Raw genomic sequence first — 14,245 nt, 5'->3', positions numbered from 1 at the left:
CCTTTCTCATGAACAGTGCTGATTAGGCCATACACCTATCTTTTAATAAAAGCCAAGCCCTCACCACCCGAAGCCCATCTGCATATGCTGTAATTAGACTCATAATGAAAGGGCGGGCGGCATGGATAACTCGACCGGCGAACGCACGCCGCTTGTCATAGCGGCTGAAATAAATATGATAACCTGCCAGACCAAAAAAATCCTGCTTACCAGCGCCATTGAAATCGGCCGTCGTTTGCTGGAAGCCAAGGATCTGGTCAAACACGGGGAATGGGGTAAGTGGCTGGCAAAGTCTGTGAGCTATTCCCAGAAAACTGCCGAAAGACTGATCAAACTCTACGAAGAATACGGGCCTAAATTTTCTGACGGATCCGACAGGTCAAAATCGACACCAGTGTCGATTTTGACTTACACCCAGGCCCTCCTCCTGCTGGGCTTACCGGAAGAGGAGCGGGAGGAATTTATCGCGCACAATAACGTCGGCAGTATGACGAAACAGGAGCTGCAGCAGGCTCTGAAGGACAGAGATCAGGCCAATCAGGCGAAGGAACAGGCGCTTCAGGAAAAGGACCAGGCTCTTCAGGAGAATCAAGCACTTAAAAAAGGGCTGGAGACGATCGACAGCACCATCTCCGAATTAAAGAATGAGCAGGCTAAGGCTGCATCAAGGCCAACAAATCCGAAAAATGTCAATGCAGAAGCGCAATCTGCCAACAATGCCTCCTCTGCCGGTAACGCCCCCCCTGCAACAACAGCCCCTTTTACCCACAACCTTAAAACCGAACATGACCCGGACGCTCACATCAAGTATGTAGAAAAATGCGACACTTGCTGCAAAACAATCGCCGATACCTTCTTCGATCTGACGACAGCGCTCACCAATCTGGCGCATATCGATCCGAACCTGAAAGAAGAAAAAAGAAAAGAGGCCAATCGGCTGATTGAATACATGGCAGAGACGATTAAAGAGTGGCCGCCCCCCAAGAAACCGCTTAGAGTTCGTTCCTGATTTTTTTAGAACCTTTGGACAAGCTAAGTATAGTATGTATGAGCGAATTAACAAAGGATATAAAGGTCATCGAAACAATGGACAATGACCTTTATGATCCTCCACAAGCGTAAGCAGGCAGTACCGGCATAAAAGATTAAGAGAGGGGGCGGGCTGACGGCAATCAGGATTTGCCGGCGGCCTCGCCCCCTCTCATCTTTTGCCTGATCACGGTTCATATTATTATATGAACCGTAGCTAAGTTTGAACTATAAAAATTCAAAAAAATAGTACATGTCATTGATTACCTTGTGCTTCATAACCCATTATATTTCCTTCAGAATTCAGGAGGAAGTATTGGGGGTTAAAATACCTTGAGCCAAGCCATTAAACATTAGTTCGTTATATAAGGTAACCAGTTCATCTATGGGTATTTTCATACCATTTTTTATCCAATATATGACAATACCGACATTTGCCGATAGACCATATTCTAAAATTAATTCGTAATGGTCTTTATTTATGTTTTTTTCCTTATCGCGTAATAATAAGTTATCAAGGAGCAAAAGCTTCACATTATCTTTGATTTTATTAATAAACGAGATGTCACCGGTTGGGCCGAGAAGGGCTTCAAAATACAAGTGATGCTTTTGGATATAGGCAAGTATACTGCTGAAGGCATTTCTTGCTAGATGAGGGTCTCTTATTATAATGATATCTTTACTAAACTCAAGAAAAATTTCTTTCATACCATTCAGCAACTCGTTTTCAATTTGCTCACGTAAATCATAAATATCCTGGAAATGAAGATAGAATGTTCCCCTATTTAACCCGACTCGATTGCAAAGCTCTTTAATACTCATTTTATCAATCATTTTATCATGATTTAACGCAATGAAAGCATCCATGAAAATGCGTTTTGTCTGAATGGACTTTTTTGGTCCAGCGATTCTCGTCATAAAAATCACTCCTATGTAACAATTAGGGAGATACGTGGAAATATAAACATTTCCAAATGATCTGTTGATTGATCACGGTAACCTTCTATGGTATTTTTATGATAAATCAACACTGTGTTGATTTCAATAGCGGTGTGGGTGAATTACATAGCCCAAGACTACAGCCTATAAAAGAAAATAGGGAAAGGGTTGAGATGATGGAAATTATTGTTGGTATTTTAAAACAAAAAATATTGTGGATTGGATTAGCAGTGATGATTCTATTTGCATCTGTGCTAACAATTGCACTTTTAGGATCAACGATTAATGCTGAATTGAAAGGTGCGCCTATGGCTTTAGTTTTGCAGGATGAGGGAGTAGCCTTGCAGTCCGGAGTAGAATTAAATTTTGGGCAAAAAATAGTAGAATCGGTAATGACATCAATCGGCGGCCAGGACAACTCAGCCTTTAAGTGGACGATTCTCACTGACAAAAGTGAGGCGATGGATGCAATGAATGATCAGAAATATTATGGTGCTCTGATTATTCCAAAGGACTTTAGTAAAAAGGTGATGTCTGTCACAAGTGCAAACCAGACGCCTGGTGAAGTTGAGGTATATGTCAACAACGGAATGAGTCAAACCGTTGCCAATATTTTGACGCAGGTTGTGGGAAAAATGGAGACGGGTATCAATGACAAATTAAGAACACAGCTAGCAGCTCAGCTAGCCAGCGCTACTAAACAAACTCCGGAGATCGGTCAAAGCCCGTCAAAGCAAACCAGTCAGACGGCTTCCGCCCAAGCCGCAGCAATGCAAGCGCAGAGGCAAATGATGCAAAATCTGCAGCAGAATACGCTCGTAAGTTTTACCATTGACAAAGTTAACGTTATTCCCGATCACAGTGCCAATGGTAATGCACCTGTTTCTGTCACAATGTTGGCTTGGATGACCGGCTTAATATCATCCATACTCCTCTTTTTTGTGATAAAGAAAGTTGAGCAAACTAAAAAAACGGAAAAGGCACTTACGATTGGAATACAGATCGTTTGTGCCATTGCGTTTTGCTTCATTGCTTCGTTGGTTATCTTGATTGTTGGAAACGGCTTATTGAAAATGACGGTTCCGAACAGTTTTGAGTTCTGTTTATATTTTACACTGATAAGCTTCAGTTTTTTCCTAATGCAGTCAATGCTGGTAAATGGATTAGGTGCTCAGGGAATTGTACTTGTCATGCTGGTATTCTTTTTTGGGCTGCCAATGATTTCTCTGCCTTATGAAATGCTTTCCTCTGCGTCAAAGTTTTGGTTATATTCCTGGATGCCTTTACGCTTTGGCGTAGAGGTGATGCGGGATTTCTTCTATTTTGCCGGTACCAATATGATTAAACCAATGACATCGTTGTTGTCGGCCGGAGCTATATGCTTGGTTCTATCCTTCCTCTCTGTCTTTATGCCTGTTAAGAAAAGCAAAACTTCAAATCTGGGGTTTTAAACAGAGATCCTAAAATTTTGCTGGCTTTTCATTCACGATAAAAGAAGGCGGTGTTGCATAACTACTTTTTTGTAGTTTTGCGGCACCGCCATGTATTTTTTTTGATAACCGAAGAGCTTCCAAGCACTTGGAAATTTTGGGGCAGGTCTTTTTCACATAGTCACCCTAAGAAAACATAAGATGGTGGTAAGCTTATAAAAACGATAATGCCCAGAACTTACTAGAAAATATAAGGATAATTAAATTAACATCGAGGGGGTAGCTTCAATGAGCCTTCGGCTAACTAGAACGCTCAGGCTAGGGATGCGTGGTAATGATGTCAGACAACTGCAAATCGCTCTGATTGAACTGGGTTATAATCCAGGAACTCCAGATGGTATCTTTGGTCCTCGTACCCAATCAACAGTAATTGCCTTTCAGCAAAATAACGGGTTGGTACAGGATGGAATTGTAGGTCCGGCAACGACAGCAGCTTTGAATAGAACTCTTTTTGAACCTGCATTTCTCAAAGTAGGTTCCCGGGGTCCGGAAGTTGCGACATTGCAGTCTATTCTTCAAGAACTCGGCTATAACCCGGGAATGGCTGATGGAGTATTCGGGCCTAAGACCAGGGAAGCTGTGATCGCTTTCCAAAGGGATTATGGACTTATCCAAGATGGTATTGCGGGACCTCAGACCTTTACAGTTTTGGATCAGGTAATCCGCAGCAAGACAATATAATTATTTGTTTTATTTGTAATACACTTGTGGGAAACATAAAATATAATTTTAAGCCTATGGCAAATAGAGCATCATCAACCTTCCACAATCGCCAAATATCCATCATAATCTGTATTCCCTTAGCCAAAAAAATCGCGTTCCAAGCCCACTTAAAGCGACAGGATTTCTCACGGCACAGAGGTATAATTTGTTAATGAGAATAACTTCGCGCAGAAAGGATTTCGGGTATGGTCTACCTGGATATTATTCTGTTCATCAATGGGGCTATGGATGCTTTTTTGTTGGTTTTTACGGCTCATCTGCTTCGTAAAAAGATACAGATTTTAAATCTTTTTGGGGCAGTTCTTCTTGGTGAGCTGCCAATCGTATTTATCATCTTTGGACCCTCATGGGTCATCACTGCTTCCAGAATCCTGATTCCTGTTGGCATGGTCGCAGTGGCTTTAAAGACCAAAACAATCCCTGATCTGGCTAAAGGACTCCTGTATTTCAGCCTTCTGGCATCCTTAAGCGCCGGAAGTTATTATGCGCTGGCAGGCTGGCTTGGGTTGGAAGGCTCAGGGCTGGCTTTAAAGGATTTATGGGTCCTGCCTGTGATTGCCCTGATTCTGATCGCAGGATGCCAGGTCTGGGAGAAAATCCAAAAAACGACATTGTTTTTGGACAATGTCTGCTATGAGGTTGAGCTGTCTTTTGAGAATGGCCGGCAGGCGCAGATTAAGGCACTGCTGGACACCGGAAACGAACTGCGGGATCCGCTGACCGGGACACCTGTAATGGTCGTGGAAGAAAAAGCTGTGGCCCAAGCCCTGCCGGAAGTAATTCAGAGGTTTCTGCTTATGCCTTGGAGAGAAAGTGCCAACCCCTGGACTTATATCTGGAACAGTGAAGACCCTTGTATACAAAAGATGGTGTTTATCTCCGCCAGGGGAATCAATGGACAGACCTGGCTGCCGGGAATCCGGCTCGGATCTGTTAAGATCCGTCAGGGGGGAAAAGTATGGGAACATGCAGTTACCGCTGCCTTAGTCCCGCATGGTCTTAATTCGGAAGGCAAATTTGTGGCCCTACTGCATCCGGAACATATTCAAATGCCAGTTGGCAAGGAGGAGATCGCCTGATGAATCGCATTAAACGGTACTATAGGGCAGTAATGTCAGTATTTAAGAGTAAATTAATTTTTTTGTCCCTGAAACTGCACCGGGTAAGGGAGATCTTCTATGTCGGTAGCAGCGAAGCCCTGCCGCCCCCGCTGCGACTGGAAGAAGAGGAGTATCTGATCACGAGACTAGAGCATGGGGACCTTTCGGTGAAAGATATGCTGATCGAGCGCAACCTAAGACTAGTTGTGTATATCTCCCGCAAATTTGAGAACACGGGAATCGGTATTGAGGATTTGGTCTCGATCGGGACGATCGGTTTGATTAAAGCGGTTAATACCTTTGATCCCGCCAAGAAAATCAAGCTGGCCACTTACGCTTCCCGTTGCATTGAAAATGAAATTCTGATGTATCTGCGTAGAAATAATAAAATAAGGACAGAGGTTTCTTTCGATGAACCTCTGAATATCGACTGGGATGGCAATGAGCTGCTTCTGTCCGATGTACTGGGAACCGAGAATGATATCATCTCGCGCCCGATCGAAGAGGAAGTTGACAGGCAGCTGTTGGATCTCGCTATGGGCAGTCTGAGTGAGCGCGAAAAACTGATCATGGAGCTTAGATTCGGCATGGGCGGATGCGAAGAAAAGACGCAAAAGGAGGTGGCTGACCGCCTCGGAATCTCGCAATCATACATATCCAGACTCGAAAAGCGCATTATACGCAGGCTGCGGAAAGAATTTGTCCGGCTGGAATAACGATTTGGAATAACTTGTCTGCTGTCAGGGCATACTCTCCAGAGAATAACCATGAAAAACCACATCTGGAGGGTATTTTAATGGTCTTAAACAAGGTTGAGATCTGCGGAGTGAATACGTCCAAACTGCCCGTCTTAAGTGGTGCCAAGATGAAAGAACTGTTTTTGAAATTTCAAGCCGGGGACAAGTCGGCCCGTGAACAGCTAGTCCGGGGAAATCTTCGCCTGGTGCTCAGCGTGATTCAGCGGTTCAGCAATAGAGGGGAGCATGTGGACGACCTTTTTCAGGTAGGCTGTATTGGCCTGATGAAGGCAATCGACAATTTTGACCTTGGTCAGAACGTCAAGTTTTCTACCTACGCTGTCCCAATGATTATTGGGGAGATACGGCGCTATTTAAGGGACAATAATCCGATCAGAGTCAGCAGATCTTTGCGGGATATCGCCTATAAAGCCCTGCAGGTTCGGGACAAGTTGGCGTCCGAGTGCTCGCGGGAGCCGACAATCAATGAGATTGCCGAAAAACTGGAAATTTCCCATGAAGATGTTATCTTTGCGCTCGATGCAATCCAGGAACCCGTGTCGCTTTTTGAACCGATCTATCATGACGGCGGTGATCCGATTTTTGTTATGGATCAGATCGGTGATGACAAACAGTCGGACAGACTTTGGTTGGAATCAATTTCGATCAAGGAAGGTATGAGCAAACTCGGAGAAAGGGAAAAAAAGATTATCTCGCTACGTTTCTTTCAGGGCAAGACCCAGATGGAAGTGGCCGAAGAAATTGGGATTTCCCAGGCCCAGGTCTCCCGCCTGGAAAAAGCAGCTCTGAAGTATATGCGTAAGCATGTCTGAATTCAATTTAAATATGTCATGATTGTAACCCCTCCTCATATGATAATAAGTGAGAGGAGGGGCTTTGCCATGAGAGTCTCTGAATTGAGGGTACTCGATATTATCAATATAGAGGACGGGCGGCGCTTAGGGCCGGTCATCGACCTTGATCTGGATTTGGAAAAAGGGATTGTGAAAGGGATCGTTATCATGGCTTCCTCCCGGGCGAAAGGCTTCTTTGGTAACGGGAGAACGGGCGACGTATTTGTTCCTTGGGAAAAAGTGATTAAAATTGGTATTGATGTAATCCTGGTCGATGGCAGGGATTTAATCAATATCAACTATTAAAAATTGCAAAAGAGCTGTATTCAAAGGTTTTTTTCGATATAATAAATAGAAATGATTTAAGGTTTGACTGCAATGAGGTATAATCATATGGCATGGGAAAGACAAACGGTCGGGGAACTGGCTTACCTGACAATTCCTAAATGGTCCCTTCACGGAGTAACCGCCGTGTTCTCGACCAGGGGCGGAGGCGTCGGCAGCCCGCCTTATTCCTCTTTGAATATGGCTTTGCATGTCGGCGATATGATTGAGGATGTTTTACATAACAGACGAATATTTCTAGCCGGAATAGGACGCTCACCAGAAGATTGTGTCGCCGCTGAACAGGTTCATGGTACCGCTATTCGATTTGTGACAGAAACAGACCGGGGGAGGGGTATGCAGAACTTGGTATCGGCACTACCGTGCTGTGATGGGATACTTACGGCGCAGGATGTAGGATTACTTAGTTTTTATGCGGATTGTGTGCCTGTCTTCTTTTTCCATCCGCGCAGCAGAATCATTGGGCTTGCGCATGCCGGCTGGAGAGGAACGGCCGGCAATATTGTCCAAGAAATGGTGAACAGGATAATTCAAGCCGGAGCTAATGCAGAAGAATGTTTGGCCGCGGTCGGCCCCTGCATCGGACCTTGCTGTTATGTCATTGGAGATTCCGTCGCTTCAATATTTCGAGAAAAATGGAATGAACCTTCCGTGCTTTCGGAAACAGCACCGGGTGAGTATAGTCTCGATTTGCAGGAAGCAAACCGTCAGTTGCTGATTTCCGCCGGAATTCGCGCAGAGAATATATTAATCGCTCAAATGTGTACATCCTGTCATCCTGGAGAATTCTTTTCTTATAGGAGAGAAGGGATAACCGGCAGGATGGCCGCTTATATTGGATTCTCATAAGTATTGTTTGTAAGAGGAATAGAGGATGGCTAAAAAAACCAGAAAAAGATTGAATGTATTTTTTATTATATTGGTTTTGTCTGTAATTGGCCTATTCCTTTGGGATTACCGGTCATCGTGGATTGCTGGCTCACTTTCGTTCGAGACTGTTCATCAGGGCCTTGTAGAACACGAAAAAACAGTAAAGGCCGTATTTGCCAATACGGAAACCGTACTGACAGCGCCAGCTGAAGGAACCGTTGTACTGGTAGGTGAGGAAGGAAGAAGATTTAAAAAGGGTGAATCAGTAGCCCGGGTGATCCCTGCCGGAGTAGGACATGAGCAATCTGACTCAGGAATATGGATAAGCGCACCGGTTTCGGGCCTGTTTTATTCACATCGGGACGGGCTGGAACAGATCATGACACCGGAAAATTTGATGAATATGGATCTAGACAGATTATTGGTCCAGACGCAAAATGATGGGAAAGAATCTGAGCAGACAGAGACTGCCCAGGAGAACAGTCAACCTGCGGATAACAGTCAGAATACCACGGTCAGTGTTAGTCTGCATTCTCCAATTGGTAAGATAGTGAACAACCTCTATCCGAGCTGGGTGTTTGTATATCTGGGAATCCCGGCTTCCCTGGCTGTTGGAGATGTTGTTGAGTTTGTGATTGATGACGAAGAATACTATGGTACGGTCATGAAGCTTTCGTCGCAACCTGGAGGAGCAGTGATCCGCTTTAGTCAATATGTGCAAGGTACCGCGGAGAACAGGATACACGAAATTGCCTGGAGATTTCAGTCCTCGACCAGGGGCTTGGTCGTTCCGGCCAGTGCCTTGTGCACCTCCGGTGAGGAAAAGGGAGTCTATGTCCTGGAGGATGGCGTGATCCACTACCAGAGTGTCATCATCAAGGACAGCAATGAAAATTTAGCCTGTGTCGAAGGTCTTCCGGAGGGTATCCAGGTTGTCGTTAATCCGCGAGAAGGTATTGAAGGCATGTATGTGAAGTCCTGATTTTTAAAAAAGTCAATAAATCCAGCTACTTTTTGCATAAAAAGCAGGGAAATCAAGGAAAATGTAGAACATATAAATGATTATATGCCAACACAGGCGGCAGGAGTCCAATGAGTATAGTCAATAACATTTCAGAAGTACAGCAAAAAATTTCGGCAGCTGCTGCGAGAGCAGGCCGTAGCTCGAAAGATATCACACTTCTGGCCGTATCCAAGACAGTACCCGAAGACAGGATCATGGAGGCACACAGGGCAGGTTTAAGGGCTTTCGGAGAAAATAAAGTACAGGAGTGGCAGGCCAAGCACCTCTCGCTGCCGCAGGATTGCCAATGGCATATCATTGGCCGTCTACAGACGAATAAGGTAAAATACCTAGAAGACATCGCGTTCATTCATTCGCTGGACCGCTTTGCGCTGCTGGAGAAGCTGAATCTGGAAGGGGAAAAGCGCCAGATCAGATGGAAGACGCTTGTCCAGGTAAATGTTGCAAGGGATAAGGCCAAAGCTGGTCTCGAGATCGAAGAGCTTCAGGACTTTATGGACAGCGTACACGACTTTCCCTATGTGACCGTTCACGGACTAATGACGATTGGTGCCCTTGATGCCGGACCCGGAGAAACAAGAGGGTATTTCCGAAAACTCAGGGAGATCAGAAATGATTTACTGACGAAAGGTGCCGGAGGGCCTAATGGGCTTCCCCATTTGTCTATGGGAATGAGCCAGGATTATGAAATTGCCGTCGAAGAGGGCTCTACAATTGTCCGAGTCGGAAGCATGATTTTCGGACACAGGAATTAATATATTTTACATAAAACTTATGAAAAAATTTAAATCACGGAGGATGAAAATGGCAAAGATACTTGACAAATTTATAGGTATTATGGGTTTTGGGGACGATGAGGACGATTTTGAACCTGAAGAATTAGAAGAAGAGTATTCCGGAAGAGCAGAAAAGTCCAGAAACAGCAGCTTCAGAGATAATGCGCTCCGAGAACCCGCTCAGAGCGAATCCTTCAGCAGGGAAACATACAAAGACAATGCCATGAAAAGAAAACAGGCTTCTGTGGTCAGCATTCATACCCAAAAGCAGGTAAGGGTCATCGTCGTAGAGCCGGTCTCTTTTGAGGAAGCTCAGGGAATTGCAGAGCACCTTAAAGCTCGTAAATCAGTTATTCTGAACCTGGAACGGACCGACGGTCATCTGTCACAGCGGATCGTTGATTTTATCAGCGGTACAACCTATGCTTTAGGTGGGAATATGCAGAAGGTTGGCAATGGTATTTTCCTATTTGTCCCAAACAATGTGGACATTAGCGGCGAGCTGAATTACAAAACAACCGAGCGGGATATTCTCTGGCCTAAAATCAACAATTAATCGAGAGTCATTGATCATAGGCATTAATGGGGGGGTAATCAGAATTACAATTCTTTATTGGAGTTATGCAATTATTGACAAGGTCCTTCTGATCCTGGAATGGCTCGTAATCATACGCTGTATTTTATCTTGGATACCTCATTCACCAAGCAATAGATTTATTCGGATCATTTACGATATCACTGAACCGCTTTTGAGGCCTTTCCGAAAAATACGGCTAGGCAACCAGGCCATGATGGTTGATTTTGCTCCGTTTTTTGCTGTCCTGGCCATCGTACTTATCAAAAGTGTGATTCTTTGGCCCCTTTATAAGCTTATTGCCAATCTCATTGTGTAGAACGGAAGAAGCGTCCTGCAAATGCAGTAAGGTACTGAATATTAAATGGAGAACTCGTCATGAGACGAGTTCTCCATATTCACCCCCTAATGCTATGTTATCCATGACATACTCAACACCGTAAAGGCTATTTAAAGGCCTTCACACTTCCTGTGCCGTCGCATTGAAGTCATTTATGCCGGAAAGCTTCTTGACAAGCAATTGTTGCGATCATGGACCATGGAGCAATCGTTCAAACAAATATTGAGGAGTGAACAGTATGCATACATTTTTGGTTCCGGTTGGAATATCCAATCGACATCTTCACCTTTCTGAGGAACATATCAGCCAGCTTTTTGGTGAAAACAGTACACTTACTAAAAAGAAAGACTTAAGTCAGCCCGGACAGTTTGCGGCTGAAGAAACTGTAACGCTGATCGGTCCCAAAGGGAAGCTTGAGGGAGTCCGTGTCCTAGGGCCTGCCCGTGATGAAACTCAGATTGAACTTGCTGTGACAGATGCGATTAAACTGGGATTAAACATTTCGGCAAGAGATTCCGGCAATACCAAAGGGACACCCGGCATTGATATTATAGCAGGAGATAAAAAAGTAAGTCTGGAACACGGAGTCATTGCCGCGATGCGTCACATCCATGCCAGTGAAGACGATGCGCTGCAGTATGGCATTAAGGATAAGGATATGGTTAAAGTACTTTTTGAAGGACCCCGCGGCGGTATTCTGCATAACGTTCTGGTCAGAGTAAAATCAACTTATGCGCTGGATCTGCACATCGATACCGATGAAGCGAATGCGCTGGGGCTTAAGAACGGAGATACCGGAACGGTAATCGTTGAGGATTAATGATTCATTAGATGGAGGGTACCCTTTTGCCATTTTTATATACCTGGGTAACACTGATCATTATCTTAGTCTTAGACCGTCTCAGTAAATGGGTCGTTCAAAGCAATATGACGCTGGGAGAAAGCCAGGCCGTAATCCCGGGCTTTTTCCATCTAACCTATATTTTGAATCCTGGTGCGGCCTTTGGTATGCTGCAGGGCCAAAAGTGGGTGCTGATCACTGTTTCAGTAATTGTTCTTGCCGTACTGTTCTATTTTCAAAGAAAAGTGCCGCAAGGACAAAGGCTTATGCGGGTGAGCATGGGTCTGATTGGGGGCGGAGCGCTCGGCAATTTCTGGGACCGGTTGCTTACCGGAAAAATAATTGATTTTCTTGATTTTAGGGTCTGGCCCTATATTTTTAATATCGCCGACAGCATGATTGTCATTGGCGGTATCTTGTTGATTATTCTTTTGATGCGAATGAAAGAGGATACGAATGACGAATCATCATTTTGAAGAAGAACCGCAGGATCATTTTATCGAGGATCCGGACAGCGAGGAACGGCAGCTTGTTCAGGCAGCTCCCGGCCAGCGGCTGGATACGGCACTGGCGGAATGTACCTTACTGAGCAGAAGCTATATACAAAACCTTATCCAACAGGAACGCGTGCTTGTCAACAGCCAACTTAAGAAGGCCAATTACCGGGTTCAGGAAGAAGACCGTGTTGAGATCAGTATTCCTCCTGCGCAGAAGCTGGATGTTCTGCCTGAAGAATTACCGCTGGATATTGTGTATGAAGACGATGATCTTCTCGTCGTCAATAAACCCCAGGGCATGGTGGTGCATCCTGCTCCTGGTGCATGGAACGGAACGCTGGTTAACGCACTGCTGTATCACTGCCAAAACCTTTCCGGGATTAATGGTGTCATCCGCCCGGGAATTATTCACCGGATCGACAAAGATACTTCCGGGTTGTTGGTCGTTGCCAAAACGGATGACGCGCATCATCATCTTGCCCACCAGATTAAAGAGCATAGTGTCGGACGAAGCTACAGGGCCATCGTTCACGGGTTGATGTCGGAGCCGTCGGGAACTGTGAATGCACCCATTGGCAGAGATCCAAAGGATCGTAAGAAAATGGCGGTTATTTTTAAGAATTCCCGTAATGCAGTGACGCACTATTATGTTCTGGAACGATTTTTGCAATTTACTGCGATCAAAGCGGTGTTGGATACAGGAAGGACCCACCAGATTAGAGTGCATATGGCCTATTTGAAACACCCTGTGCTGGGAGACCCGCTTTACGGGCCAAAGAAAAATCCTTTTGGCTTGACCGGACAGGTTCTTCATGCCGAGACGCTGAGTTTTGTTCATCCACGGACCGAAGAAAAGATGACATTTACGGCAGATCCACCCGAATCATTTCGGGATGTTCTGGCAAAGCTAAAGAATAGTGATTGACATTTGGTTCCTAGTACACTAAACTAGTTATGATGAAAATTAAATCAGTTGCCTTTAAAATTGTCCAGTGAGGCAGGTAAGGCAGATAAAATGTTGTACGTGAAGTATGGCTGTCTGCTCCTGCAGGCAGCTTTTTTGACATCCATGAAGGGATAAATGTCGCGATTCCATGGAGGGAAAAGAGCGACTGACCAATGGACTAATGCCGCGGTGCCAGGACGGCTAGGAGCGGCAAACATATGCGAAAGAAGGCGAACTCAAATGGAAGGTACGCCAAAAAACAGGATCATGGATGCGGACGGAATTCGCAGAGCGATTAGCAGGATATCCCATGAAATCCTGGAGAAGAATCAAGGAACGAAAGACCTTGTCCTGATCGGGATAAGGACGAGGGGAGTCCCTTTAGCAGAACGCATTAAAGAAAGGATTGCAGAATTTGAGGATGTATCGGTTCCTCTCGGACTGCTTGACATCACACTTTATAGAGACGACCTGAGTACGATCGATATCCAACCTGTGTTGCATGAGACCAAAGTGCCATTCAGCTTAGACGGGAAAATCGTCATTTTGGTCGATGACGTTTTATTTACCGGCCGTACAGTCAGAGCAGCGCTCGATGCGCTGCTCGATCTCGGAAGACCATCGAAAATCCAACTGGCCGTTTTGGTAGACCGGGGGCACCGGGAACTGCCGATCAGGGCCGATTATGTCGGCAAAAATGTTCCGACTTCCAGCAGGGAAATTGTTTCTGTGTGCCTGGAAGAAACGGACGGAAGTGAAGAAGTATTCCTACAGGAAAAAACATAACGAACATTTTGAGTCCGACCCTTTAAATGTTATCCGGAGAGATAGCCAAGGGAAAGCGAGAAAGTTGATTATTCAATTCCTCCTGCCTTCCTTTTGGTAGAGGGATTTTTTTATTGGATTTTTATGATTGTGCAGGTCTACGTAATGGATAACCGCTTTCGGCAAATTGCGCCCTCCTTGGCGCAAAAAGCCGCGCTCCGCATCGTGCTCCGCTTGACGCTGGCTATCCATTGCGTAGACTGATCTCGGGTCAAGGATTCAAAATGGACTTAATACAATTATGTCAAATTCTCTAGCGGAAGTTACGCGAAAAAGCTTGCAAAAATATTTGAGGTTGGAATGGATTGAGAAGTAAATTCAGGCATGAAGAAATG

General features: G+C 45.0%; 17 protein-coding genes. 16 read left to right on the top strand and 1 reads right to left on the bottom strand.

The features are described 5' to 3' along the window. Window positions 1-121: 121 nt before the first annotated feature. Window positions 122-1,009, top strand: a complete 888-nt coding sequence (locus C1I38_RS07265) for a DUF3102 domain-containing protein (protein WP_119774504.1) — start codon at window positions 122-124, stop codon at window positions 1,007-1,009. A 323-nt stretch (window positions 1,010-1,332) separates the two neighbouring features. Here the strand turns inward: C1I38_RS07265 and C1I38_RS07260 are convergent, their stop codons facing one another. Further along, a complete protein-coding gene (locus C1I38_RS07260) occupies window positions 1,333-1,947 on the bottom strand; it encodes a TetR/AcrR family transcriptional regulator (RefSeq protein WP_020492574.1) in 615 nt (204 codons plus the stop codon). Window positions 1,948-2,141: 194 nt separating this feature from the next. On the opposite strand from C1I38_RS07260, the gene C1I38_RS07255 reads away from it, so the two are divergent. The 15 genes from C1I38_RS07255 (at window position 2,142) to pyrR (ending at window position 13,871) form a co-directional block, all read left to right on the top strand. Continuing rightward, window positions 2,142-3,419: an ABC transporter permease gene (locus C1I38_RS07255; RefSeq protein ID WP_020492575.1), complete on the top strand. Its 1,278-nt coding sequence runs from the start codon at window positions 2,142-2,144 to the stop codon at window positions 3,417-3,419. Window positions 3,420-3,686: 267 nt separating this feature from the next. Next, complete coding sequence (locus tag C1I38_RS14370; protein ID WP_282432353.1) at window positions 3,687-4,139, top strand: peptidoglycan-binding protein; 453 nt, start codon at window positions 3,687-3,689, stop codon at window positions 4,137-4,139. Between the two features lie 227 nt (window positions 4,140-4,366). Then, a complete protein-coding gene (locus C1I38_RS07245; protein ID WP_020492576.1) occupies window positions 4,367-5,260 on the top strand; it encodes a sigma-E processing peptidase SpoIIGA in 894 nt (297 codons plus the stop codon). Further along, the gene (gene sigE, locus C1I38_RS07240) at window positions 5,260-5,997 is read left to right on the top strand and encodes an RNA polymerase sporulation sigma factor SigE (protein ID WP_020492577.1); all 738 of its coding nucleotides are present in this window, start codon (window positions 5,260-5,262) and stop codon (window positions 5,995-5,997) included. Before C1I38_RS07245 ends, sigE begins: the two co-directional genes overlap by 1 nt. Window positions 5,998-6,077: 80 nt before the next feature. Then, window positions 6,078-6,851, top strand: a complete 774-nt coding sequence (sigG, locus tag C1I38_RS07235; RefSeq protein ID WP_020492578.1) for an RNA polymerase sporulation sigma factor SigG — start codon at window positions 6,078-6,080, stop codon at window positions 6,849-6,851. Window positions 6,852-6,920: 69 nt separating this feature from the next. Next, entirely contained in the window at window positions 6,921-7,178 is a 258-nt protein-coding gene (locus C1I38_RS07230) for a YlmC/YmxH family sporulation protein (RefSeq protein WP_020492579.1), read from the top strand. A gap of 87 nt (window positions 7,179-7,265) precedes the next feature. Next, window positions 7,266-8,066: a peptidoglycan editing factor PgeF gene (gene pgeF / locus C1I38_RS07225; protein WP_083916797.1), complete on the top strand. Its 801-nt coding sequence runs from the start codon at window positions 7,266-7,268 to the stop codon at window positions 8,064-8,066. Between the two features lie 25 nt (window positions 8,067-8,091). Continuing rightward, window positions 8,092-9,069, top strand: a complete 978-nt coding sequence (locus C1I38_RS07220) for an HlyD family efflux transporter periplasmic adaptor subunit (protein ID WP_020492580.1) — start codon at window positions 8,092-8,094, stop codon at window positions 9,067-9,069. 110 nt (window positions 9,070-9,179) lie between these two features. Further along, window positions 9,180-9,866, top strand: coding sequence for a YggS family pyridoxal phosphate-dependent enzyme (locus C1I38_RS07215; protein ID WP_020492581.1), 687 nt, complete (start codon window positions 9,180-9,182; stop codon window positions 9,864-9,866). 49 nt (window positions 9,867-9,915) lie between these two features. After that, the gene (locus tag C1I38_RS07210; RefSeq protein ID WP_026156537.1) at window positions 9,916-10,443 is read left to right on the top strand and encodes a cell division protein SepF; all 528 of its coding nucleotides are present in this window, start codon (window positions 9,916-9,918) and stop codon (window positions 10,441-10,443) included. Between the two features lie 10 nt (window positions 10,444-10,453). Then, the gene (locus tag C1I38_RS07205) at window positions 10,454-10,780 is read left to right on the top strand and encodes a YggT family protein (RefSeq protein WP_020492583.1); all 327 of its coding nucleotides are present in this window, start codon (window positions 10,454-10,456) and stop codon (window positions 10,778-10,780) included. Window positions 10,781-11,039: 259 nt separating this feature from the next. Then, entirely contained in the window at window positions 11,040-11,621 is a 582-nt protein-coding gene (locus C1I38_RS07200; RefSeq protein ID WP_020492584.1) for a phosphate propanoyltransferase, read from the top strand. A 26-nt stretch (window positions 11,622-11,647) separates the two neighbouring features. After that, window positions 11,648-12,118, top strand: coding sequence for a signal peptidase II (gene lspA / locus C1I38_RS07195; protein WP_026156539.1), 471 nt, complete (start codon window positions 11,648-11,650; stop codon window positions 12,116-12,118). Further along, window positions 12,099-13,064, top strand: coding sequence for an RluA family pseudouridine synthase (locus C1I38_RS07190; RefSeq protein WP_020492586.1), 966 nt, complete (start codon window positions 12,099-12,101; stop codon window positions 13,062-13,064). The genes lspA and C1I38_RS07190 overlap by 20 nt, the downstream gene beginning before the upstream one ends. 261 nt (window positions 13,065-13,325) lie before the next feature. Further along, window positions 13,326-13,871: a bifunctional pyr operon transcriptional regulator/uracil phosphoribosyltransferase PyrR gene (gene pyrR / locus C1I38_RS07185; RefSeq protein ID WP_020492587.1), complete on the top strand. Its 546-nt coding sequence runs from the start codon at window positions 13,326-13,328 to the stop codon at window positions 13,869-13,871. Window positions 13,872-14,245: the final 374 nt, after the last annotated feature.

The sequence above is a fragment of the Dehalobacter sp. 12DCB1 genome (assembly GCF_004343605.1).
Classification (GTDB): domain Bacteria; phylum Bacillota; class Desulfitobacteriia; order Desulfitobacteriales; family Syntrophobotulaceae; genus Dehalobacter.
This window is presented reverse-complemented; position numbering and strand designations above follow the sequence as displayed.